This window comes from Halomonas sp. LES1 (genome assembly GCF_031846005.1).
GTDB lineage: Bacteria > Pseudomonadota > Gammaproteobacteria > Pseudomonadales > Halomonadaceae > Halomonas.
Genome location: NZ_JAVRGC010000004.1, coordinates 267,348 through 288,626, shown reverse-complemented (window position 1 = coordinate 288,626; position 21,279 = coordinate 267,348). Strand labels below are relative to the sequence as shown.

General features: G+C 65.5%; 21 protein-coding genes. 10 read left to right on the top strand and 11 right to left on the bottom strand.

Annotated features, from left to right (window positions below):
- Positions 1-14 precede the first annotated feature (14 nt).
- The 5 genes from pcaF to paaF are packed head-to-tail and all read right to left on the bottom strand — an operon-like array spanning position 15 to position 4,788.
- Positions 15-1,220, bottom strand: a complete 1,206-nt coding sequence (gene pcaF / locus RM463_RS11660; protein ID WP_311430134.1) for a 3-oxoadipyl-CoA thiolase — start codon at positions 1,218-1,220, stop codon at positions 15-17.
- Positions 1,217-1,684, bottom strand: a complete 468-nt coding sequence (gene paaI / locus RM463_RS11655; protein WP_195689682.1) for a hydroxyphenylacetyl-CoA thioesterase PaaI — start codon at positions 1,682-1,684, stop codon at positions 1,217-1,219. Before paaI ends, pcaF begins: the two co-directional genes overlap by 4 nt.
- Complete coding sequence (paaH, locus tag RM463_RS11650; RefSeq protein WP_311430133.1) at positions 1,677-3,206, bottom strand: 3-hydroxyacyl-CoA dehydrogenase PaaH; 1,530 nt, start codon at positions 3,204-3,206, stop codon at positions 1,677-1,679. The genes paaI and paaH overlap by 8 nt, the downstream gene beginning before the upstream one ends.
- Position 3,207: 1 nt before the next feature.
- A complete protein-coding gene (gene paaG / locus RM463_RS11645) occupies positions 3,208-3,999 on the bottom strand; it encodes a 2-(1,2-epoxy-1,2-dihydrophenyl)acetyl-CoA isomerase PaaG (RefSeq protein WP_311430132.1) in 792 nt (263 codons plus the stop codon).
- Positions 4,000-4,014: 15 nt separating this feature from the next.
- Complete coding sequence (paaF, locus tag RM463_RS11640; RefSeq protein ID WP_311430131.1) at positions 4,015-4,788, bottom strand: 2,3-dehydroadipyl-CoA hydratase PaaF; 774 nt, start codon at positions 4,786-4,788, stop codon at positions 4,015-4,017.
- A 397-nt stretch (positions 4,789-5,185) separates the two neighbouring features.
- Here paaF and paaN point away from each other — a divergent pair, with 397 nt between their 5' ends.
- Together paaN and paaY are read left to right on the top strand one after the other, a co-directional pair.
- Positions 5,186-6,871 carry a phenylacetic acid degradation protein PaaN gene (gene paaN / locus RM463_RS11635; protein ID WP_311430130.1) on the top strand — a complete coding sequence of 562 codons (1,686 nt, stop codon included), beginning with the start codon at positions 5,186-5,188 and terminating at the stop codon, positions 6,869-6,871.
- Positions 6,872-6,890: 19 nt separating this feature from the next.
- Positions 6,891-7,499 carry a phenylacetic acid degradation protein PaaY gene (gene paaY / locus RM463_RS11630; RefSeq protein WP_195689677.1) on the top strand — a complete coding sequence of 203 codons (609 nt, stop codon included), beginning with the start codon at positions 6,891-6,893 and terminating at the stop codon, positions 7,497-7,499.
- 144 nt (positions 7,500-7,643) lie between these two features.
- Here the strand turns inward: paaY and paaX are convergent, their stop codons facing one another.
- The 4 genes from paaX to serA all read right to left on the bottom strand — a co-directional run bounded on the left by paaX (position 7,644) and on the right by serA (position 11,842).
- Positions 7,644-8,570, bottom strand: coding sequence for a phenylacetic acid degradation operon negative regulatory protein PaaX (gene paaX / locus RM463_RS11625; protein WP_195689676.1), 927 nt, complete (start codon positions 8,568-8,570; stop codon positions 7,644-7,646).
- 134 nt (positions 8,571-8,704) lie between these two features.
- Positions 8,705-9,529, bottom strand: a complete 825-nt coding sequence (locus tag RM463_RS11620; RefSeq protein ID WP_311430129.1) for an IclR family transcriptional regulator C-terminal domain-containing protein — start codon at positions 9,527-9,529, stop codon at positions 8,705-8,707.
- 102 nt (positions 9,530-9,631) lie between these two features.
- Positions 9,632-10,420, bottom strand: a complete 789-nt coding sequence (locus tag RM463_RS11615) for an enoyl-CoA hydratase (RefSeq protein WP_195689674.1) — start codon at positions 10,418-10,420, stop codon at positions 9,632-9,634.
- A gap of 171 nt (positions 10,421-10,591) precedes the next feature.
- Entirely contained in the window at positions 10,592-11,842 is a 1,251-nt protein-coding gene (gene serA, locus RM463_RS11610) for a phosphoglycerate dehydrogenase (protein WP_195689673.1), read from the bottom strand.
- A 243-nt stretch (positions 11,843-12,085) separates the two neighbouring features.
- Here serA and RM463_RS11605 point away from each other — a divergent pair, with 243 nt between their 5' ends.
- The 5 genes from RM463_RS11605 to RM463_RS11585 all read left to right on the top strand — a co-directional run bounded on the left by RM463_RS11605 (position 12,086) and on the right by RM463_RS11585 (position 17,681).
- Positions 12,086-12,376 (top strand): exodeoxyribonuclease VII small subunit, encoded by a 291-nt coding sequence (locus tag RM463_RS11605; RefSeq protein ID WP_195689672.1) that lies wholly within the window; start codon positions 12,086-12,088, stop codon positions 12,374-12,376.
- A complete protein-coding gene (gene ispA, locus RM463_RS11600; RefSeq protein WP_409228637.1) occupies positions 12,360-13,250 on the top strand; it encodes a (2E,6E)-farnesyl diphosphate synthase in 891 nt (296 codons plus the stop codon). The genes RM463_RS11605 and ispA overlap by 17 nt, the downstream gene beginning before the upstream one ends.
- Positions 13,251-13,266: 16 nt before the next feature.
- Positions 13,267-15,243 carry a 1-deoxy-D-xylulose-5-phosphate synthase gene (gene dxs / locus RM463_RS11595; RefSeq protein WP_195689670.1) on the top strand — a complete coding sequence of 659 codons (1,977 nt, stop codon included), beginning with the start codon at positions 13,267-13,269 and terminating at the stop codon, positions 15,241-15,243.
- Positions 15,243-16,013 carry a co-chaperone DjlA gene (gene djlA / locus RM463_RS11590; protein WP_195689669.1) on the top strand — a complete coding sequence of 257 codons (771 nt, stop codon included), beginning with the start codon at positions 15,243-15,245 and terminating at the stop codon, positions 16,011-16,013. The genes dxs and djlA overlap by 1 nt, the downstream gene beginning before the upstream one ends.
- Before the next feature lie 120 nt (positions 16,014-16,133).
- A complete protein-coding gene (locus tag RM463_RS11585) occupies positions 16,134-17,681 on the top strand; it encodes a Na+/H+ antiporter NhaC family protein (RefSeq protein WP_195689668.1) in 1,548 nt (515 codons plus the stop codon).
- Between the two features lie 174 nt (positions 17,682-17,855).
- Here RM463_RS11585 and ribA read toward each other — a convergent pair whose 3' ends face one another.
- Positions 17,856-18,500 carry a GTP cyclohydrolase II gene (ribA, locus tag RM463_RS11580; protein WP_195689667.1) on the bottom strand — a complete coding sequence of 215 codons (645 nt, stop codon included), beginning with the start codon at positions 18,498-18,500 and terminating at the stop codon, positions 17,856-17,858.
- Positions 18,501-18,638: 138 nt separating this feature from the next.
- On the opposite strand from ribA, the gene hemE reads away from it, so the two are divergent.
- Together hemE and RM463_RS11570 are read left to right on the top strand one after the other, a co-directional pair.
- On the top strand, positions 18,639-19,715 hold the full coding sequence (gene hemE, locus RM463_RS11575; RefSeq protein WP_195689666.1) for a uroporphyrinogen decarboxylase: 1,077 nt from the start codon (positions 18,639-18,641) through the stop codon (positions 19,713-19,715).
- Positions 19,708-20,100 (top strand): VanZ family protein, encoded by a 393-nt coding sequence (locus tag RM463_RS11570; RefSeq protein WP_195689665.1) that lies wholly within the window; start codon positions 19,708-19,710, stop codon positions 20,098-20,100. Before hemE ends, RM463_RS11570 begins: the two co-directional genes overlap by 8 nt.
- 75 nt (positions 20,101-20,175) lie before the next feature.
- On the opposite strand, the gene RM463_RS11565 is transcribed toward RM463_RS11570, so the two are convergent.
- Entirely contained in the window at positions 20,176-20,643 is a 468-nt protein-coding gene (locus tag RM463_RS11565; RefSeq protein WP_195689664.1) for a hypothetical protein, read from the bottom strand.
- A 203-nt stretch (positions 20,644-20,846) separates the two neighbouring features.
- On the opposite strand from RM463_RS11565, the gene RM463_RS11560 reads away from it, so the two are divergent.
- On the top strand, positions 20,847-21,275 hold the full coding sequence (locus RM463_RS11560) for a host attachment protein (protein ID WP_195689663.1): 429 nt from the start codon (positions 20,847-20,849) through the stop codon (positions 21,273-21,275).
- Positions 21,276-21,279: the final 4 nt, after the last annotated feature.

Here is a 21,279-nt window from a genome sequence, read left to right as displayed (position 1 = left end):
GTTGTAATGTGCGCTTAAAGGCGTTCGATGATCAGGGCGATACCTTGACCCACGCCAATGCACATGGTGCAAAGCGCATAGCGTCCCTGCCGGCGTTCGAGTTCATGCAGGGCGGTGGTTACTAGACGAGCACCGCTCATGCCCAGCGGATGGCCCAGGGCAATGGCACCGCCGTTGGGATTGACGTGCTCGGCGTCGTCGGGGAGGCCGAGGTCACGGGTCACCGCCAGAGCCTGGGCAGCGAAGGCTTCGTTGAGCTCGATCACGTCCATCTGTTCGAGGGTCAGACCGGTCTGGGCGAGCACCTTGCGGCTGGCCGGAGCCGGGCCGAAGCCCATGATGCGGGGCTCGACGCCGGCAGTCGCCATGCCAACCACTCGGGCTCGGGGCTTGAGAGCGAAGCGCTCGGCCTGTTCGGGCGAGGCCAGCAGCAGGGCGCAGGCACCGTCGTTGACGCCGGAGGCATTGCCGGCGGTGACGCTGCCACCCTCGCGGAATGGCGTGGGTAACTTGGCCAGCTGTTCCAGGGTGGTCGACGCACGTGGGTGCTCATCAGTATCGACGACCAGGGGCTCCTGCTTACGGCGCGGGACCTCGACGGGGACGATCTCCTCGGCCAGGCGACCGGCCTGCATGGCGGCGGCGGTGCGCTGCTGACTGCGCAGGGCGAAGGCGTCCTGGTCCTCGCGGGAGATATTGAACTGCTCGGCCACGTTCTCGGCGGTTTCCGGCATGGAGTCGATGCCGAACTGGGTCTTCATCTGGCGATTGACGAAACGCCAGCCGATGGTGGTGTCGTGGATCTCGGCGCTGCGTGAGTAAGCCTTTTCTGCCTTGCCCATCACGAACGGGGCTCGGGACATGGACTCGACGCCACCGGCGATCATCAAGCCTGCCTCACCCGCCTTGATGGTGCGGGCAGCATTGCCGATAGCATCCATGCCGGAGCCACACAGACGATTGAGGGTGGTGCCTGGGACTTGCACCGGCAGCCCGGCAAGCAGTGCCGACATGCGAGCCACGTTGCGGTTGTCCTCACCGGCCTGGTTGGCGCAGCCATAGAAGAGATCGTCCACCTGGGACCAATCCACCGAAGAGTTACGCTCCATCAAGGCCCGCATGGGGACGGCGCCCAGGTCGTCGGCCCGCACGGGGGAGAGGACGCCACCATAGCGGCCGATGGGGGTGCGGATGGCATCGATGATATAGGCGTCTTTCATTGGGTCTCTCCAGCGGCGGTGTCTTCCAGGCGGCGTACGGTGCCGCGGATCTTGTAGGAGCGGCCGCGAAACAGGGCGACCTCCTGGTCGTGCTGATTGCGCACGGTGATGTCGTAGATGCCGGTGCGCCCGCCTCGGCTGCGCTCCTCGGCGGTGGCGGTAAGGGTGTCGCCCAGCTGGCCGGGGCCTAGATAGTCGATGCTGCAGCCCGAAGCCACGGTGGCTTCATCATAGGTATTGCAGGCGAAGGCAAAGGCGGAGTCGGCCAGGGCGAAGATAAAGCCGCCGTGACAATTGCCGTGCCCTTGCACCATGTCCTGGCGTACGGTCATGGTAATCACGGCCCGGCCGGGTGCTACGCTCACGATACGCATGCCCAGGCCCTGACTGGCGCCGTCGCGAGAGAACATGGCGTCGGCACAGGCTTCCGCCAGCTGCTGGGGGCTCAATTCACTTTTATTCATGGAAGCAGCTCCCGGCCAGGGCCTGGCGGCGCAGCAGGAAGGAGGCGCGATAGCGCTCCTCACCGTAACTCTGCTGCAGGTGGCTCAGGGTGCGGTGCACGAAGTCGAGTCCCAGGCCGTCGGCCCAGGCCAGCGGTCCACGGGGATAGTTAAGGCCGGCCTGCATGGCGCGGTCGCAGTCCTGGGCGCTGCACACCCCTTGCAGTACGGCGTCGGCGGCCTCGTTGGCCAGCATGGCCACGGTGCGCAGCACTACCAGGCCGGGGGTGTCGGTCAGCCAGCAGACTTCCATGCCCAGGCGCTGGAAGAGTGCCGTGGCCAGGTCGTGACTCTCGGCATCGACGCCAGGGCTTGCCGCCAGGGCGATGGCGCTGGCGCTGTTGTAGTCAAGGCAGAGGTCGAACAGGACCAGGGCCTCGAGACCCTCGTCACAGGCGCGTTCGGTGGCGCAGCGACCATCGCTCAGGGCCAGCGTCAGGCCGCCGAGGCGCAGGCGAGGCTGGCCGGAGATGCTCTCGCGGCGAACGATCTCGAGTCCTGCCTGCTCGGCGCGGGTCACCAGCGGGGTGATATTGCCCGCCTGGCCCTCGATGATCAGCGGCGGCAGGTCGGCTTCTACCGGTGAGGCAGCATTGGGGACAGCGCTCTCGGCGCCTTCTCGATAGTCGTAGAACCCCTGGCCACTCTTGCGGCCCAGACGGCCGGCTTCGACCAGTGCATGCTGCACCAGTGAAGGCTCGAAGCGGGTGTCGCCGTAGTAGGCGTCGAATACCGAGCGGGTCACGGCGTAGTTGACGTCGTGGCCGATCAGGTCCATCAGCTCGAAGGGGCCCATGCGAAAGCCGCCGGCCTGGCGCAGCAGGGCATCCAGGGTGGCAGGGGTCGCGGCACCCTCCTGCATCAGGCGTAGCCCCTCGGCGTAGAAGGGGCGCGCTACCCGGTTGACGATGAAGCCTGGGGTGGAGCTGGCGTGGACCGGTACCTTGCCCCAGGCCTCGGCGGTGGCGTAGAGGGTCTCGGCGACTTCGGCTTCGGTAGCCAGCCCCGAGATCACCTCGACCAGTTTCATGACCGGCGCGGGGTTGAAGAAGTGCATACCCGCCAATCGCTCGGGGCGCTCCAGGCCGGCGGCGATGGAGGTGATCGACAGCGAGGAGGTGTTGCTGGTCAGCAGGGTTTCGGGGCCACACACTGACTCGAGCTCGGCGAAGACCTGGCGCTTGACCTCGAGACTCTCGACGATCGCCTCGATTACCAGTCGGCTATCGGCCAGCTCGGCAAGAGTGGCGGCCGGTGTCATGCGCGCGATAATTGTCTCCACGTCATCCTGGGCCATCTTGCCTCGGGCCACACGCTTCTCGAGCTGGTGGCGCACGCCGTCTATACCGGACTGAGCCGCTCCTTCACGATTGTCATAGAGGCGCACCGGATGACCAGCCTGGGCAGCCACCTGGGCGATGCCGGCGCCCATGGCGCCAGCACCGATCACGGCGATAATGTCGCTGGGTGCGAGGGCTGGCATTTCACTCCCCCTTGAAATTGGGCTGGCGTTTTTCCATGAAGGCGCTGACGCCCTCGCGGTAGTCGTCCGTGCGGCCGGCGAGTCGCTGCAGGTCGCGCTCGAGATCCAGCTGTGCATCGAAGCTGTTGTCGGTGCTGGCGTGCAGGGCGCGCTTGATCAATGCCAGGCCACGAGTCGGCTGAGTAGCCAGATGACGGGCCAGAGCACGGGACTCATCCTGTAGAGAGTCGTCGTCGACAACCTTCCAGATCATGCCCCACTGCTCGGCCTGCTCGGCGCTGAGCTTGTCACCCAACATTGCCAGCCCCTTGGCGCGGGCCATGCCTACCAGGTGAGGAAGTGACCAGGTACCGCCGGAGTCGGGGATCAGGCCAATCTTGCAGAAGGCCTGAATAAAGCTGGCCGAGCGTGCCGCCAGCACGATGTCACATGCCAGGGCAATATTGGCCCCGGCGCCTGCGGCAACGCCGTTCACCGCACAGATGGTGGGAATCGGCAGGTCGCGGATGGTGCGCAGCATGGGGTTGTAGCGCTTCTCCAGGGACTCCCCCAGGTCGGGAGCCTCGGCGCCGGGGGCCACGTTGCGGTCGGACAGATCCTGGCCTGCGCTGAAGCCACGACCGTTGCCGGTCAACAACAGGGCGCGCACGCTCTCGTCCTGACGCACGGCCTTGAGTGCCTGGCGCATTTCGGCATGCATCTCGGCGTTGAAGCTGTTGAGGCTGTCGGGTCGGTTCAAGGTAATGCGGGCGACACCGTCTTCCACGGAATAGAGCAGGGGCGCTTCACTCATGATCAATGTCCTGTATCAGTGCCCGTTGAAGGTGGCGGGGCGTTTTTCCTGGAAGGCATGAATGCCCTCCTCGCGATCTTGGGTGCCGGCCAGCAGGGTAAAAGCATGGCGCTCGAAGCGAAGACCGGTAGCCAGGTCGGTATCCTCTGCCTTGTGCAGGGCCTCCCGGGCCAGTCGCACTGCGAGAGGAGCCTTGGCAGCGATGGTTTCGGCCACGGCGATGGCGCGCTCCACCGTCAGCTCGGGTTGGGTGATTTCGCTGACCAGGCCAGCTTCCAGGGCGCGGCGAGCGCTGATCGGCTCGCCGGTGAGCACCATCTGGGTGGCCAGGGCCTTGCCCACGGCACGCACCAGGCGCTGGGTGCCGCCGGCACCGGGCATGATGCCGAGGTTGATCTCGGGTTGGCCGAAGCGGGCGTCCTCGCCGGCGATCAGGATGTCGGCATGCATGGCCAGTTCGCAGCCACCGCCCAGGCAGAAACCGTTTACTGCGGCGATAATTGGTTTGTTGAAGCGTGTGATGGTGGACCAATGCCGCTGGCGTGGATCTTCCAGCATGCCGACCAGGTCGCGCTCGGCCATCTCCTTGATGTCGGCGCCGGCGGCGAAGGCGCGTTGACTGCCGGTTATCACCACAGTGCGCACCTCGGCGTCATCCTGGGCAGCGATTAGAGTGTCGGCTAACTCTGCCAACAGGGCAGTATTAAGGGCATTCAGAGCCTCTGGGCGATGCAGTTTGATGGACAGCACTCCTAGTTGCGGTCCCTCAACGATCAGGTGATTCGGCATGGTGACCTCACTCTGGCACGGCATGGATGCGGCAGCGCACCGCCGCCCTTCAAGGTTAACAATAGGAGCGAGTATAGGTTTATTTTGATACGCATCAAATCGATGCACATTGTCTTGGTGTATCGTGTTTGAGGGTGCCGATATTGAAAATGTCTAACTTTCAGAGGGTTGCAGCAGGAGGAGTCCTGTCTGGACAGTGAGGTTATACCATGGTCGTACCATGTCGATCATGATCATATGATATTGATTAAGCCATTGTTTTTATTTGAAATTTATTTTTTATTCCAGGCTTTTCAAGCTGTGGGGTGTGAGCCTGGGTTTGATGTTTCGTTACGCTATGGGTAGCTTCATCTTTTAAATCGTATCGGATGCAGCCTCCCGCTGCGCAGGAGCCAGCATGTCACAGCAAGCCCAGCAGTTGTTCGAGCGCCATCGCGAGACCCTAGAGCAGTCCCTCGAGGCTGTCGCCACTCGGAAGTTCTGGACGCCTTATCCGGAGAGCATCAAGCAGTACCCAGAAGAGGCGGTGAAGGCGGCACCGCAGCACTTTGAGGCGCTCCTCAACCGGCATTTCTCTCTCAAGGTCTCGAGCGTGGCGGGCCGGGTCGGAAGTGAGGTCTCTCCCTACGGTTTTGAGCTGGGGGTGACCTACGATCAGCCCCAGCGTGATGCGCTGATCGCGTCCATGCAGGCCGCCATGCCGGCCTGGCGCGACGCCGGTGCCGAGGCACGAGTGGGCGTCTGTCTGGAGGTCCTGGCGCGTCTGAATGCCATGAGTCCGGAGATCGCCCAGGCAGTGAGCCATACCAGTGGGCAGGGACCGTTGATGGCCTTTCAGGCCGGTGGGCCCCACGCCCAGGACCGGGGGCTCGAGGCCGTGACCTACGCCTGGCAGGCGATGTCAGAGGTGCCGGCTACGGCCAGGTGGGTCAAGCCCCAGGGCAAGCGTGACCCCCTGGTACTCGACAAGCGCTACCATATCGTCCCCCGCGGCATCTCCCTGGTGGTGGCCTGCTCCACCTTCCCCACCTGGAACACCTATCCAGGCCTGTTTGCCAGCCTGGCCACCGGTAACCCGGTGATCCTCAAGCCCCATCCAGGAGCCGTCCTGCCGTTGGCGATAACCGCTCGCGTCGCCCAGGAGGTGCTCGAGGAGGCCGGCTTCGACCCCTGTCTGGTGAGCCTGATGCCGGACAGTCCAGATGCTCCAGTCGCCAAGGAGCTGGCCCTCGATCCAGCCGTGAAACTTATCGACTTCACCGGCTCCAGTGCCTTCGGCGAGTGGTTGGAACATAATGCCACCCAGGCACGAGTCTTCACTGAGAAGGCCGGCATCAACACCATCATCATCGACAGCCTCGAGCGGATCGAGCCGGTGGCCCAGAACCTTGCTTTCAGCCTCAGCCTTTACTCTGGCCAGATGTGCACCACACCCCAGGCCATCTATTTACCCCGCGATGGTATCCAGACGCCTGAAGGCAGGCTCACCTTCGATGAGGTGGCCGGTGCTCTGTCCGAGGCCATCAAGGCATTCCTCGCCGATAATGAGCGTGCCTGTACCGTGCTGGGCGCTATCCAGACGCCAGCCACTGCCGCCCGTATCGAGGAGTGTCGTGGCCTGGGGGAGGTGCTGCTGGACAGCGAGCCGCGCCAGCATGCTCGGTATCCCGAGGCGCGTATCCATACACCGCTGCTGCTCAAGGTGGATGCCAGCCAGCGCGACGCTTTCAGTGAGGAGCGCTTCGGCCCGATCGGCTTTTTGATCGCCACTGACAGCACCGCGCATAGCATCGAGCTGGCCCGCGATGTGATTGGCGAGAAAGGAGCCATCACCTTCGGTGCCTATACTACCGATGATGAGGTCGCCGACCGGTTCGAGGAGCTGGCCATGGAGGTGGCGGTGCCGCTGTCGCTCAATCTGGACGGGGGTATCCTGGTCAACCAGTCCGCTGCCTTCAGCGACTTCCATGCGACCGGGGGCAATCCGGCGGCCAACGCCTCGCTGTGCGACCAGGCCTTCGTGGCTTCTCGTTTCGTGGTGGTTCAGAGTCGCCGCCATGGCCAGCTGGACTCATCCAGCTGAACTGAGAGGGGAGAGAAATATGCCTTGCTATCGACTCGAGGGGGTGACCCCGGTGGTACACCCCACCGCCTATGTTCACCCCACGGCGGTGCTGATCGGTGATGTTATCGTCGGTCCCGGCTGCTATGTGGGACCCGGTGCGGTGATGCGCGGCGACTTTGGTCAACTGGTGCTGGAGGAGGGGGCCAATCTGCAGGATACCTGCGTGATGCATGGTTTTCCTGGCTGTGTCACGCGGGTGGAGAAGAATGGCCATATTGGCCATGGTGCCGTGCTGCATGGCTGCATTGTGGGGCAGGACGCCATGGTCGGCATGAATGCCGTCGTGATGGACTACGCCGTGATCGGCACTCGCTCCATCGTCGCCGCGGCAGCCTTCGTCAAGACCGGCTTCGAGTGCCCTCCCCAGTCGCTGGTGATGGGGGCGCCGGCCAAGGTCAAACGCGAACTCTCCGATCAGGAAGTGGCCTGGAAGCAGCAGGGTACCCGAGAGTATCAGCGCCTGACCGAGCGATGTCGCGACAGCCTGGAGCCTTGCGAACCGCTGACAGAGCTGGATGCTAACCGTCCAAGGCTGCAGGCGGGGGATACTCAGCCCAAGCAGCAGTCTTTGGGCAAGGAGTCATGAACCTGAGCCCGACGAACAGTCGTCGGGTTGTGTGACCCGGCCCCTCGCCGAGAACTGGCAGCAGCAACGGTACAGCCCCCTGCTATGAGGCTATAGCAGGGGGCATTGGTATGGGAACGAGAGGGCTGGCTGCGCTGGCCGAGTCTACTCCAGCCCGCCGAAGCGTCGGTAGAAGCTGGGGCCGGGGGCGGGCAGTGGCCCTTCCGCGGTCTCCAGGTGGCGGTCGAGCCAGTTCTCGGCACGGCGGTAGATCATTCGGTAGATATTTCGGCAAAGCTGGTAGGCGTTGCGGCCTTCCCACGCAGTAGGGAGTAGCTCATCCGGGAGCTGAGGGTCGCGCAACTGTACCCGGCGATACTCGTGAATCAGCAGAGTGCGAGCGATGAAGCAATCCCTTTCACTGAGGTGGTTTTCCTCGTTAAGCGCTTTCCAGAGCGGCCGGAAGAGTGCCAGAAAGCGCTGATAGTGCTCGGCCAGTTCGTCGAGGTTCCAGCTCTCTCTCACTTGTAGACGTAGCGGTCTGCTGGCTATCGGCTCTAGGGCTTCGGTCTGCATGATGATGGCGTCATCGGCATCGCCGAGTTCCTGAAGGGCGCCGAGTGCCTCGCTAGGGGACAGGATCGGATGGGCTAGCAGTCCTGTAGCAAAGTGACCAAACCCCAGCCACTCCAGCTCTTCTCGCACCTTTTGGCGGCGTGTCGTGCTCAACTGACTCAATAGAACCAGGGTCCACTGGCCTGTCCATGGCCTTTGAGTGCCATGATAGACTCGCTTGAAGGCCTGGTCGAAGCGGCGCTGGCCTGGCCCGCTCAGGCTGTAGTAGCTACGCCGGCCAACCTTTTCTCCCTGCAACCAGGTTTCTTGTGTCAGCCGATAGACTGAGGTGCGTACCAGACGCTCGTTGATCCCGATAGGCTCTACCAGCTTCGATAGACTTCCCAGCCAGACGGTGCCGCCGCGGGGAACGATGGCATCACCGTAGACAGTGATGATCAGCGAGCCAGCACGAATCGGGCGGCGTTGCTGAAAGTCATCGATGAGAGCAAGGACGCATTCGCTAGCGGAGGGCATGTCGGGATCCTGAGGCTTGCCTGATGAGTTCCGCGGTGAGTGGCCAGGTGGTGTGGTTTATCACCGCGGCACGCTTTCTCTATCATGATACCGCTTATTAGATCTTAAGCGAGCGTGAGGTATCGATTTTCGGCTCAAGCCTCCGGCACTTGCCCGCCCAGCCGGGCGGTAATCTCCGCGGCGGTATCGCGCACCAGGGCACCCAGCTCCAGCAGGCGTGCTTCCGGGATACGCGCTACCGGACCGGAGACCGAGAGGGCGGCCAGCGGGGTGCCGTGCTCATCGTGGATGCAGGCGGCCACGCAGTGCAGGCCGATGGCGTGCTCCTCGCGGTCGCGGGCGAAACCCAGCTGGCGAATCTCCGCCAGCCCGTCGCGCAGGCTTTCGGGGGTGTGCAGGGTGTTCTCGGTGACTCGAGACAGGCCGCGCTCGGTGAGGACCCGCTCGAGCTCCTCCTCGGGCAGCCAGGCCATCAGGGCCTTGCCCACCCCGGAGGCGTGTAGCGGGGCACGGGAGCCGAGACGGGTGATCATGCGCATCATCTGCGGCGACTCGCTCTGGGCGAGGAACACCGCGGTGCCGCCGTCGCGTATGCCGAGGTTGGCCGTTTCGCCGGTCTGGTCGGTGAGCCGGCGCAGGAAGGGGCGGCTGGTGCCGACGAAGTCTCGGGCTTCGAGGAAGCTGTTGCCGATGCGAAAGGTCTTGACGTCGATCTTCCACACGCCCAGCTCGCTATCCTGGGTGATGAATCCCTGGCTCTGCAGCGCCTGCAGCAGGCGATGGGTGGTGGAGGGGGCCAGCTCGGCCTGTTCGGCGAGCTCCGAGAGTGCCAGGCCTCCGGGGTGCCCGGCCAGGCGCTCCAGAAGGTTGAGGCCGCGCACCAGCGACTGGCTATGGCCGCCGCTGGCCTTGCCCGACCCCGCGGGACGCCCCGCCGTTCTGCGCTTCACTTCACTCACCCTGCTGCTCCTTATGGCTTGGCTTCGCCGGCACAGGATACCTTGTCGACAGGTGTCTGTCGTGCCTTCGGAAATCGCTTCCATTAACCCTTGGCGCAGGGGTCAGCGGTCCTGCCATACGGGGCGGCGCTTCTCGATAAAGGCATCGATGCCTTCGGCGACGTCCTCCGCCAGCATGTTGCCGGCCATCACATCGCCGGCGAAGGTGTAGGCCTCGTCCAGGGGCATGCGCAGCTGGCGCTGAAACATCGCCTTGCCGGTCCGTACCGCCACCGCGCTCTTGGCGCAGATGCTGGTGGCAAGCTCGGCGACTGCCTCGTCGAGCCGCTCGTCATCGGCGACGCGATTGATCAGCGCCCAGTCGCGGGCGGTGTCGGCGTCGATGAACTCGCCGGTAAGCAGCATCTCCATGGCGTACTTGCGGGCCACGTTGCGCGACAGGGCCACCGCCGGGGTGGAGCAGAACAGCCCGGCGTTGATGCCGGAGACGGCGAAGCGTGCCGAGCGTGCCGCCACCGCCAGGTCGCAGCTCGCCACCAGCTGGCAGCCCGCCGCGGTGGCGATGCCCTGAACCCGGGCGATCACCGGTACCGGCAACTCGACGATGGCCTGCATCACCTTGGCGCAGCGGGTGAAGAGTGCCTGGAAGTAGTCGCGGTCGTCACCGTGGGCGCGCATCTGCTTGAGATCGTGGCCGGCGCAGAAGGCGCGCCCCTCGGCGGCGAGTACCACGCAACGCACGGCGCCGTCGTCGGCCAGCTGCTCGAGCTCGGTGCCCAGCGCCTCGAGCATCTCCTCGGAGAGCGCGTTGAAGCTTCCCGGGCGGTTGAGGGTCAGGGTGGTCACGCCTTCGGCATCGTGGCGCAGCACCGGTGGGGTCGTTTCGCTCATGGGAGTCTCCTGTTGTTGTTCGGGTACCGTGAGAACCGTGCCACAGCCTAACGCACCTGGCTGTGCTTGCGCATATCGACCAAGGGAGAGCCTGTCCTGCCTCCAAACGCAAGCCGCCGCGTCGGGAAGACGCGGCGGCGAGGAGTGCGGTACCGGGCTGGTGTGACGGGATCAGATGTCCTGGCCACCCTCGGAGTAGAGCACGCGTACCTTGAGGGTGTGCTCCACCTGGCGCAGGGCGTCCAGCGCCTGGGGGCCGTAGGCCTTGTCCACATCGATGACCACGTAGCCGACCTTTTCGTTGGTCTGCAGGTACTGGCCGGCGATGTTGATGCTGTTCTCGGAGAGCACGCGGTTGATCTCCGACATGACGCCAGGCACGTTGTCGTGGATATGCAGCAGGCGGTGCTTGCCCGGGTGAGACGGCAGTGCCACTTCGGGGAAGTTGACCGAGGTGACGGTGGTGCCGTTATCGGAGTAGGTCGCCAGCTTCTCGGAGACCTCGATGCCGATATTCTCCTGTGCCTCCAGGGTCGAGCCACCGATATGCGGGGTCAGGATGACATTGGGCAGGCCGCGCAGCGGGCTCTCGAACTCCTCGTCATTGCCCTTGGGCTCGACCGGGAAGACATCCACGGCGGCACCGTTGAGGCGCCCCTCGCGAATCGCCTCGGCCAGGGGCTCGATCACCACCACGCTGCCGCGGGAGGCATTGATCAGGATGCCCCCCGGCTTCATGCAGGCGATCTGCTCGGCGCCGATCATCCAGCGAGTGGAGGGCAGGTCGGGGACATGCAGGCTGACCACATCCGCCTTCGCCAGCAGCTCCTCGAGGCTGCCGACCTGGCGGGCGTTGCCCATGCCCAGCTTGGCGACCACATCGTAGTAGATGACGTCGAAGCCCAGTGACTCGGCGAGCACCGAGAGCTGGGAGCCGATGCTGCCATAGCCGACGATGCCCAGGGTCTTGCCGCGGGCCTCGTGGGAGTTCTTGGCGCTCTTGAGCCAGCCGCCTTCGTGGGCACGGGCGCTCTTCTCGGGGATGCCGCGCAGCAGCATGATCGCCTCGGCCAGCACCAGCTCGGCCACCGAGCGGGTATTGGAGTAGGGCGCGTTGAATACCGGGATACCGCGCGCCAGGGCGGCATCGAGGTCGACCTGATTGGTGCCAATGCAGAAACAGCCCACGGCCACCAGCTTCTCGGCGGCGGCAAACACCCGCTCGTTGAGCTGGGTGCGCGAACGGATGCCGATGAAGTGCACGTCACGGATCTTCTCGATCAGCGCGGCTTCATCCAGTGAGGTGGGCAGGTGCTCGATATTCGAGTACCCGGCGTTGCGAAGATTGTCCACCGCGGTCTGGTGGATGCCCTCGAGAAGCAGGATCTTGATCTTGCTCTTGTCCAGGGACGTCTTTGCCATGGTCGAATCAACCCCTTCCGGCGCGAGCCGCATGCTGTGTCAGAAACTGGTGAGGCGGCTATCGTATCACAGCCTTCGGATGAGCCAGGATGAAAATGCTGCGCTGCTCATATGAGTCAGGCGCAAGTTCATGGCGATCCTTGGGCCGGCAAGCGGTGGGGAGACGACCCCCCGGGGAGAGCGTGTATACTGTCGCCCCTTGAACGAACTCTTTCTGACTATCGGGGGCGGTAAAGGAGCACCATGGCTGAGCGCAACGAGCGGTCCCGGGAACCACAGGCCGATGACGCCTCGTCCACGGACTTCGCCGCCACCGTCGAGCGGCTCGAGGGGCTGGTGGCGCGTCTGGAGTCCGGCGAGCTGTCGCTGGAAGAGTCGCTTGCCGCCTTCGAGGAGGGGGTGCGATTGACGCGCGATGCCCAGCGTCGCCTCGACGAGGCGGAACTCAAGGTGCGTGCCCTGACCGAGGGCGCCCAGGGCGGTATCGAGCTCGAGCCCTTCACACCGCCGTCGGAGGATGACAGTGAACGCTGAGACCCTGACGACCGCGTTGGCCGCGGATCGTGCGCGCGTGGATGCGTGCCTGGAGGCACTGTTCGCCGAGCGTGCCGCTCCCGCCCCGCGGCTCGAGGCCGCCATGCGCCACGGCGTGCTGGTGGGGGGCAAGCGGCTGCGCCCGGTGCTGGTGTATGCCGCCGGCCGCGCCCTGGGCGCCGATGATGATGCCCTCGATGCCCCGGCCATGGCCATCGAGCTGATCCATGCCTACTCGCTGGTTCACGACGACCTGCCGGCCATGGACGACGATGATCTGCGCCGTGGCCAGCCGACCGTGCACCGCGCCTATGACGAGGCCGCGGCGATCCTCGCCGGTGATGCGCTGCAATCGCTCGCCTTCGAGGTGATTGCCCGCTCCTGGCATCCCCGGTTGGCGGCGATGATCGCCATCCTCGCCGAGGCATCGGGGCGCGATGGCATGGTGGCCGGCCAGGCCCTGGACCTCGAGGCCGTTGGCGGCCACCCTGATGTCGCGGCCCTGGCGACCATGCACGCCCACAAGACCGGGGCGCTGATTCGTGCCGCGGTGCGTCTGGGCGGGCTGGTGGCGGTGGCCGAGGATGATGCGCGCCTGAACGCCCTGGACGCCTACGCCCGGGCCATCGGCCTGGCCTTCCAGATCCACGACGACGTACTCGACGTGATCGGGGACACGGCAACCCTGGGCAAGGCCTCGGGTGCCGATGCCGTCCGCGACAAGCCCACCTATCCGAGCCTGCTGGGGCTCGAGGGGGCTCGTGCCCGGGCGGCGGGGCTGGTCGAGGAGGCCGCCGCCGCCCTGGCGCCGCTGGGTGAGTCCGCCCTCCCGCTGATGGCGCTGGCCCGATACATGATCGAGCGTGACCACTGACACGACAGATGCCCACATGAAGCTGTTCGATGACATTCCCGTCGAGCGTCCGGCCACGCCGCTGCTCGACACTCTGGACACTCCGGCGGCGCTGCGCGCCATGTCCACCGCGCAGCTGGCGCAGGTGGCCGATGAGCTGCGCGCCTACCTGCTCTATAGCGTGGGGGTCTCCGGGGGGCACTTCGGGGCCGGCCTCGGCGTCGTGGAGCTCACCGTGGCCCTGCACCAGGCGCTGGAGACGCCCCATGACCGCCTGGTATGGGACGTGGGCCATCAGGCCTACCCCCACAAGATCCTTACCGGGCGCCGTGAGGCGATGCCCAATATCCGCCACCATGGTGGGCTGGCCGCCTTCCCGCGGCGCGCCGAGTCGGAGTTCGACACCTTCGGTGTCGGCCACTCCAGCACCTCGATCTCGGCGGCGCTCGGCATGGCCCTGGCCGCCCGCACCCGCGGCGAGCAGCGGCGGGTCTGCGCGGTCATTGGCGACGGCGCCCTGACCGCGGGGATGGCCTTCGAGGCCCTGGCCCATGCCGGTCATGTCGATGCCAACCTGCTGGTGGTGCTCAACGACAATGAGATGTCGATCTCCGAGAACGTCGGCGGCATGGCCAGCTATCTGGCGCGCATCCTGACCAGCAAGCCCTATACCACCATGCGCGAGGGCGGCAAGAAGGTGCTGTCGCATCTGCCCGGAGCGCTGGAGCTGGCACGCCGCACCGAGGAGCACATGAAGGGCATGGTCAGCCCGGCCACCCTGTTCGAGGAGATGGGCTTCAACTATATCGGGCCCATCGACGGTCACGACCTGCCGCTGCTGGTGCAGACCCTGCGCAATATGCGTGACCTGGAGGGGCCGCAGTTTCTCCATGTCAGGACCTGCAAGGGGAAGGGGTTTCTGCCTGCCGAGGCCGACCCTATCGGCTATCACGCGATCACCAAGCTGGAGAAGGGCGAGAACAACGCCGCCCCGCCAACGCTCAAGCCGGTCGTCCAGGGCCGCAGCGACGCGGCTTCCACGCCGCCCCCCAAGCCGCGCAAGTATTGCAGCGTGTTCGGCGACTGGCTGTGCGATATGGCCGCCGCCGATCCGCGCTTGATCGGTATCACCCCGGCGATGCGCGAGGGATCGGATATGGTGCGCTTCTCGCAGACCTACCCCGATCGCTACTTCGATGTGGCCATCGCCGAACAGCATGCCGTGACCCTGGCGGCGGGCATGGCCTGTGAGGCCATGAAGCCGGTGGTGGCGATCTACTCGACCTTCCTGCAGCGTGGCTATGACCAGTTGATCCATGATGTGGCGGTGCAGGATCTGGATGTCACCTTCGCCATCGACCGTGCCGGTCTGGTGGGCGAGGATGGCCCTACCCACCACGGCAGCCTCGACCTCTCCTATCTGCGCTGCGTGCCCGGCATGGTGGTGCTGGCGCCGGCCGACGAGGCGGAGTGTCGGGCGATGCTCAGCGCGGCCTATCATCATCCCGGGCCCGCGGCGGTTCGCTACCCGCGGGGTACCGGCCCCGGCACCGCGATTCCCGCCCACCTCGAGCCGGCCCCCATCGGGCAGGCGCAGCTGCGCCGCGAGAGCGACGCCGAGAGTGGTCGGCGGGTGGCCCTGTTGGCCTTCGGCAGCCTCAATACGCCGGCGGCCGAAGTGGCCGAGCGACTCGATGCCAGTCACCTCAATATGCGCTCGGTGAAGCCCCTGGATCGCGAGGCGGTACTGGCGGCGGCAGCCGACCATGACCTGCTGGTGACCCTGGAGGAGAATGTGGTGGCCGGTGGGGCCGGTAGCGCCGTCAACGAGCTGCTGGCCGCCGAGGGGATCTCCAGGGAGGTGCTCAATCTCGGCCTGCCCGACGCCTTCGTCGAGCACGGCAAACCCGGCGAGCTGCTGGCCGAATGCGCCCTGGATGCCGATGGCATCGAGGCCACCATTCGGCGTCGCCTGGTGGCCGTCGACGCCACCGCGAAAGAGGAGATGCGCTGATGTGGTTTGTCGTTCTGATTGGCGCAGGCCTCGGCTACCTGATCGGAGGGCTCGTCGGCGCGCTTGTCGGTGGCGGGCTCGGCTACTGGCTCGTCGCCCGCCTGCGCCGCAGCATGCTGGGCAAGCTGGCCGCCTCCCAGGCGCAGTTTCTCTCCTCGACCTTCGCGGTCATGGGCTGCCTGTGCAAGGCCGATGGCCAGGTCACCGAAGATGAGCTGGATGCCTCGCGGCAGCTGTGGGAGCGCCTGCGCCTGAACGAGGCCCAGCGTGCCAGGGCCCGGGCCGACTTCAATCGCGGCAAGGCGGCCGACTTCGACCTGGATGCCGAGCTGGCGAAGGTGCGCAGCCTGCTGGGAAGCCAGCCCGCGTTGCGTCAGGTATTCCTGCAGGTACAGCTGGCGGCGATCGCCGCCGACGGTCGCCTGCATCCCGCCGAGCGCGAGATGCTGATGCGGGTGGTGCGCGGACTCGGCTGCTCCGAGGCGGAGATCGCTCAGGTGGAGGCGATGCTGCATGGCGCCGGTCAGCAGGCCGGGGGTGGTGCGGCCAGCGGCCCGACCCTGGCCGATGCCTACCGGGTGCTGGGGGTCGAGGAGGATGCCAGTGACGCCGAGGTCAAGAAGGCCTATCGGCGCCTGATGAGCCAGAATCACCCCGACAAGCTCGCCGCCAAGGGGTTGCCCGAGAGCATGCGCGAGGTGGCCAAGGAGCGCACCAGCGAGATCAGCAACGCCTACGAGCGCATCCGCAAGGCGCGCGACGTCGCCTGAACCTTCGAAGGCTTCCCGATCCCCCCCTTTTGGCGTGAGCTGGCCGCGACTTGATCGATCACCAGCCGCGCCAACTACGCCACCAACCACGCCATCAAGATTCCAAGGAGAGCATCCGTCATGTCTTTCGGTGCCTTTTCCCTGCTGCCGCCGTTGCTGGCGATAGCGCTCGCGCTGATGACGCGCAACGTGATTCCGGCCCTCTTCTGCGGGGTCTGGCTGGGTGCCACCATGCTGGCAGGGGGCAACCCTGCGGCTGGGCTCTATGACACCTTCGATGCCTTCATCATCCCCAGCGTGGGCGATGAGTGGAGCGTGACGGTGCTGATCTACTGTGGCCTCTTCGGCGTCCTGATCGGTGTGCTGGAGCGCTCGGGAGGAGCCCAGGCCATTGCGCACTGGATCTCGGCGCGGGTGGCGTCGCGGCGCGGCGCCCAGGGAGCCACCATGGGGCTCGGGATCCTGATCTTCTTCGAGGACTACTTCAACGCCCTGACCGTGGGCAGCGTGATGCGCCCGATCACCGACAAGATGAAGGTCTCCCGGGAAAAGCTGGCCTATATCGTCGACTCCACCTCGGCGCCGATGTGCCTGCTTGGCCCGGTATCCACCTGGGTGGTGTTCGTGATGGGGTTGATCGGCACGCAGCTGGTCGATATGGGCGCCAGTGGCTCCGAGTATCTGATCTACCTGTCGACCATACCGCTGAACTTCTATGCCTGGCTGGCGCTCGGGCTGATTGCCTTCCTGCTGATCACCCAGTGGGACTTCGGCCCCATGGCCGCGGCCGAGCACCGTGCCCGCACGACCGGCGAGATAATGGCAGCCGGCGCCATGCCGCCCTCCGAGCGCCATACCGTCAGCGACAGCGCCGTGAACGAGGAGCAGGCACGCAAGCGCAATATGCTCGTGCCGATCGGCGTGCTGCTTGTGATGATTCCGCCGCTGTTTCTCTGGACCGGCAACTTCCCCGAGAATGACCTGGTCACCGCGGTGGGCAATGCCAAGGGCGGGCTGTCGATCCTGCTGGCGACGCTGGTGGCCGTGGTGGTTGGCCTGACCATGGGCATGATGCAGAAGCTGTTCGATTTCCGCGAAGCCATGGATATCGTGGTCGATGGCATCAAGAGCATGACCCTGGTCTACATCATCCTGACGCTGGCCTGGTCGATCGGCAGCGTGACCTCCGAGCTTGGCACCGCCGCCTATCTGGTGACACTGGCCGAAGCGAGCCTGTCACCCAGCCTGGTACCGGTGCTGCTGTTCGTGATCGCGGCACTGGTGGCCTTTACCACCGGTACCTCCTACGGCACCTTTGCGATCATGATTCCCATCGCCATGCCGGTGGCCGCGGCCATGGACCTGCCGCTGGCGCTGACCATCGCGGCGGTGCTGAGTGGGGGCATCTTCGGTGATCACTGCTCGCCCATCTCGGATACCACCATCCTCACCTCTGCCGGGGCATCCTGTGACCATATCGATCACGTACGCACCCAGCTTCCCTATGCGATCACCGCAGGCAGTGCGGGTATCGTGGCCTTCTTCGTCGCCGGGCTGACGGGGAGCGCCCTGCTGGGTGGGGCCAGCGGCGTGGTCGTGCTGCTGACCATTGCCATCGCCCTCAGGCTGCTGTGGGGGGCGCCCCGCAAGCGGGTGGCGACCAAGTGAACTGAAGCGAGCCCCGGTGGCTCGAGCGAACGTCGAGGCGCCCCCGGCATTTACCAGGCCGGGGGCGCCTTGCCATTCAGGCCCCGGCTTCATGTCTCGTGGTGCGGTGGTGATGCACGGCAGGGGCTGAACGGACACGTCACTGGCTGGCCGTGCAGACAGGATGGGACGGGGTCAGTACTCGGGGGGCTTGCGTTCGGTGCTGGTCTCCTCGACCGGGGTAAAGTCGCCCAGCACCATCATGTGCCCCAGCTTGCCGGCCTTGGTGGAGAGGTAGTGCTCGTTGTGGGGGTTGAGGCCGGTGGTCAGCGGCACCCGCTCCGCGACGTTGATGCCGGCACGGCTCAGGGCGTCTACCTTGCGCGGGTTGTTGGTCATCAACCGCAGGGCGGCGATGCCCAGGTGTTCGAGCATCGGCACGCAGAGGTCGTAGCGGCGCAGGTCGGCGGCAAAGCCCAGCCGCTCGTTGGCTTCCACGGTATCGGCCCCCTGGTCCTGCAGGTGGTAGGCACGAATCTTGTTGAGCAGCCCGATGCCTCGCCCCTCCTGGCGCAGGTAGAACAGCACCCCGCGTCCCTCCTCGGCGATCCGCTTGAGCGCCTCCTGCAACTGGTAGCCGCAGTCGCAGCGCATCGAGAAGAGCGCGTCCCCGGTCAGGCACTCCGAGTGCACCCGGCCCAGCACCGGCTCGCCAGCGGCCACGTCACCCAGTGTCAGGGCAATATGATCCTTGCCGGTGGCCTCGTCTTCGAAACCGTGCATGGTGAAGGTCGCCCAGGGGGTGGGCAGCCGGGAGGCGGCGATAAAGCGAATCGTCACGGGTTACCTCGTTATCAGGCCGCGGGCGGCGCCGCTGGAGTAGGACGCCATTCTATCAGGAAGGCGAGCGAGGCTCACGACCGGAGCGCATGGATCGGGTACAATGCAGAATACATTTCATCGTGGATGACCTTCTGCATGGAACTCAAGAACGATCGCTTTCTGCGCGCCCTGGCGCGTCAGCCGGTGGACCGCACTCCGGTCTGGATGATGCGTCAGGCAGGCCGCTACCTGCCGGAGTACCGCGCCGCCCGCGCCGACGCCGGCAGCTTCATGGATCTGTGTCGCAATCAGGATCTGGCCTGTGAGGTCACCCTGCAGCCGCTGGAGCGCTTCCCGCTGGATGCCGCGATCCTCTTCTCGGACATTCTCACGATTCCCGATGCCATGGGGCTGGGGCTCTACTTCGAGACGGGCGAGGGGCCCAAGTTCCGCAAGCCGGTACGCACCGCCGAAGAAGTGGCGGCACTCAGCGCGCCCGACGCCGAGCGCGATCTCGACTACGTGATGCGGGCGGTCTCCACCATCCGTCGCGAGCTGAACGGGCGGGTACCGCTGATCGGCTTCTCCGGCAGCCCCTGGACGCTGGCGACCTATATGGTCGAAGGCAGCTCCAGCAAGGACTTCCGCCACGTCAAGACCATGCTCTATGACACACCCAGCGTGATGCATGATCTGCTCGACACCCTGGCCACGGCCGTGACCGACTACCTCAACGCCCAGATCCGCGCGGGTGCACAGGCGGTGCAGATCTTCGATACCTGGGGGGGTGTCCTCACCACGCCGGCCTATCTGGAGTTCTCGCTGCGCTACATGGAGCAGATCGTCGCCGGTCTGATTCGTGAGCATGAGGGGCGTCGGGTACCGGTGATCCTGTTTACCAAGAACGGCGGCCACTGGCTCGAGGAGATCGTTCAGGCCGGCTCCGATGCGGTGGGTCTGGACTGGAGCACCGAACTCTCCAGCGCCCGCGCTCGGGTGGGCGACAAGGTGGCCCTGCAGGGCAATCTCGACCCCAACGTGCTGTTCGCTCGCCCGTCGGCGATTCGTGCCGAAGTCGGCCGCATCCTGGAGAGCTACGGTGAAGGTCCCGGGCATGTCTTCAACCTGGGGCACGGTATCAGTCAGTTCACCAACCCGGATAACGTCACCGCCTTCATGGAGGCGTTGCACGACCTGAGTCCGGCCTATCACCGCAATATCTCCCATGGCTGAATGGGCAGGGCTTGCTGGCCTGAGACGACTGCACGACCGGCGCCGCCTATGGGCGGCGCTGGCCGTTGTGGCGGCGCTGATTATCGTCATCGGTAGTCTGACCCCGGGTAACGAGATGCCGAGGCAATTGCCCTGGGACAAGCTCAATCACTTCATCGGCTATGCCGGTCTGGCGGGGCTGCTCGGCCTGGCCGGCGTGCGCCTGCCGCTCACCCTGCTGCTCGTCGTCGGCTTCGGAGGCATCATCGAGTTTGCCCAGCTTCTGGTGCCGGGGCGTAGCGGTGGCGACTGGGCCGATATTCTCGCCAATGGACTCGGTGCCGCAACGGCCGTGCTGCTTCTGGCCGTCCTGCGCTGGCTGCTGAGCATCGCACGGCCAGATTGATGAGACAGCAAAGAGATGTTGGTCGAGGTTGATGGGTCGCAGGCTCAGCGGCGCGGTGGTGGGCCTGGGGGAGCGTCATGAAGGCTCGTCATAAGGGGTGTCGGCGGAGTCCGGGGTGGGCTTGCGGCCGCTGCGGGAGCGTAGCGGCTCGGCGGGCCGGGTTACCCGGGGGCTGCCTACCGCGTCGTCCGTGGCGGTCAGTGGGCGCGCCTCGCTGGTCCAGGCGGACTGAGGATCATGCACCGCCGGGCGGCGCTCCCAGGAGCGGGTGATGACCGGGCCGGCCCGGAGCTGGCCGGCCAGATGGTGGGGCAGCAGCGAGAGCTCGGCCACCAGGCGCAGCAGCATGGCGGCCAGCAGCCACAGGCCGGCGCCCATTGCCAGGACGGGCCAGTTTTCCTGCCAGGTGGTGGTGGCCAGCCAAGGGGTGCGGGGGGCGAGCCACAGCCCTGCACCGATGGCGAGACCGCCCTGCAGCAGCAGATGACAGGTGAGCAGGGTGCCGCGGGATAGCGGGCGGCGGGGAAACAGTAGCTGACGCATCGAGGCCTCCCGGGCCACATCGTGGCGATAGGTGTGCCGGCATCCCTGCCGGTCAGTGGAAATGCTACCCCAGAACAGACGCCACTGCAGTTGTCGCCATTTACCGTCGGTGCGGGTTGACCCGCGTCAAGGCGCTTGCCATTGTTGATCCAGAGCGGCCGGCGTGGCGCCGGCCGTCGTTCCACCGGTATCAAGGAGTGACCATGACAACTTATATCGTGGTGGCGGATGCGGCGCGGGCACGAATCTTCACCCGTGACGCGCTCAAGCTGGTCGAGCAGGAGAGCCTGGTGCATGCGGCGAACCGACTGCATGAAGGAGACCTGGTCACGGATCGCGGCGCCGACGTGCATGAGTCGACGTCGACCAGTTCGCGCTCTTCCGGCGGCGAGAGTGCGGCGCGCACCCATGAAGAGCAGGTGTTCGCCAAGCAGGTCGCCGAGCGCCTCTATCGCGCGCGCGTCGACAACAGCCTGGAAAAGCTGATCCTGGTGGCTCCGGGCCGCTTTCTCGGTCAGCTCCGTGACAAGCTCGACGCTCCCACCGCGAAGTTGGTGATCCACTCCCTGACCAAGGATCTCACCAAGGCGAACCCGGAGGATATTCAGGAAGCGGTCAGCGATATGCGCTGATCAC

What these genes read in the sequence shown, in the direction of transcription:
- dxs (WP_195689670.1), top strand. Translation starts at nt 13,267, where the DNA reads ATGAAGCTGTTCGATGACATTCCCGTCGAGCGTCCGGCCACGCCGCTG.
- RM463_RS11560 (WP_195689663.1), top strand. Translation starts at nt 20,847, where the DNA reads ATGACAACTTATATCGTGGTGGCGGATGCGGCGCGGGCACGAATCTTC.
- paaN (WP_311430130.1), top strand. Translation starts at nt 5,186, where the DNA reads ATGTCACAGCAAGCCCAGCAGTTGTTCGAGCGCCATCGCGAGACCCTA.
- ispA (WP_409228637.1), top strand. Translation starts at nt 12,360, where the DNA reads ATGACAGTGAACGCTGAGACCCTGACGACCGCGTTGGCCGCGGATCGT.
- RM463_RS11585 (WP_195689668.1), top strand. Translation starts at nt 16,134, where the DNA reads ATGTCTTTCGGTGCCTTTTCCCTGCTGCCGCCGTTGCTGGCGATAGCG.
- hemE (WP_195689666.1), top strand. Translation starts at nt 18,639, where the DNA reads ATGGAACTCAAGAACGATCGCTTTCTGCGCGCCCTGGCGCGTCAGCCG.
- RM463_RS11570 (WP_195689665.1), top strand. Translation starts at nt 19,708, where the DNA reads ATGGCTGAATGGGCAGGGCTTGCTGGCCTGAGACGACTGCACGACCGG.
- RM463_RS11605 (WP_195689672.1), top strand. Translation starts at nt 12,086, where the DNA reads ATGGCTGAGCGCAACGAGCGGTCCCGGGAACCACAGGCCGATGACGCC.
- paaI (WP_195689682.1), bottom strand. Translation starts at nt 1,684, where the DNA reads ATGAATAAAAGTGAATTGAGCCCCCAGCAGCTGGCGGAAGCCTGTGCC.
- RM463_RS11615 (WP_195689674.1), bottom strand. Translation starts at nt 10,420, where the DNA reads ATGAGCGAAACGACCCCACCGGTGCTGCGCCACGATGCCGAAGGCGTG.
- paaG (WP_311430132.1), bottom strand. Translation starts at nt 3,999, where the DNA reads ATGAGTGAAGCGCCCCTGCTCTATTCCGTGGAAGACGGTGTCGCCCGC.
- djlA (WP_195689669.1), top strand. Translation starts at nt 15,243, where the DNA reads ATGTGGTTTGTCGTTCTGATTGGCGCAGGCCTCGGCTACCTGATCGGA.
- paaY (WP_195689677.1), top strand. Translation starts at nt 6,891, where the DNA reads ATGCCTTGCTATCGACTCGAGGGGGTGACCCCGGTGGTACACCCCACC.
- paaX (WP_195689676.1), bottom strand. Translation starts at nt 8,570, where the DNA reads ATGCCCTCCGCTAGCGAATGCGTCCTTGCTCTCATCGATGACTTTCAG.
- paaF (WP_311430131.1), bottom strand. Translation starts at nt 4,788, where the DNA reads ATGCCGAATCACCTGATCGTTGAGGGACCGCAACTAGGAGTGCTGTCC.
- pcaF (WP_311430134.1), bottom strand. Translation starts at nt 1,220, where the DNA reads ATGAAAGACGCCTATATCATCGATGCCATCCGCACCCCCATCGGCCGC.
- serA (WP_195689673.1), bottom strand. Translation starts at nt 11,842, where the DNA reads ATGGCAAAGACGTCCCTGGACAAGAGCAAGATCAAGATCCTGCTTCTC.
- paaH (WP_311430133.1), bottom strand. Translation starts at nt 3,206, where the DNA reads ATGCCAGCCCTCGCACCCAGCGACATTATCGCCGTGATCGGTGCTGGC.
- RM463_RS11565 (WP_195689664.1), bottom strand. Translation starts at nt 20,643, where the DNA reads ATGCGTCAGCTACTGTTTCCCCGCCGCCCGCTATCCCGCGGCACCCTG.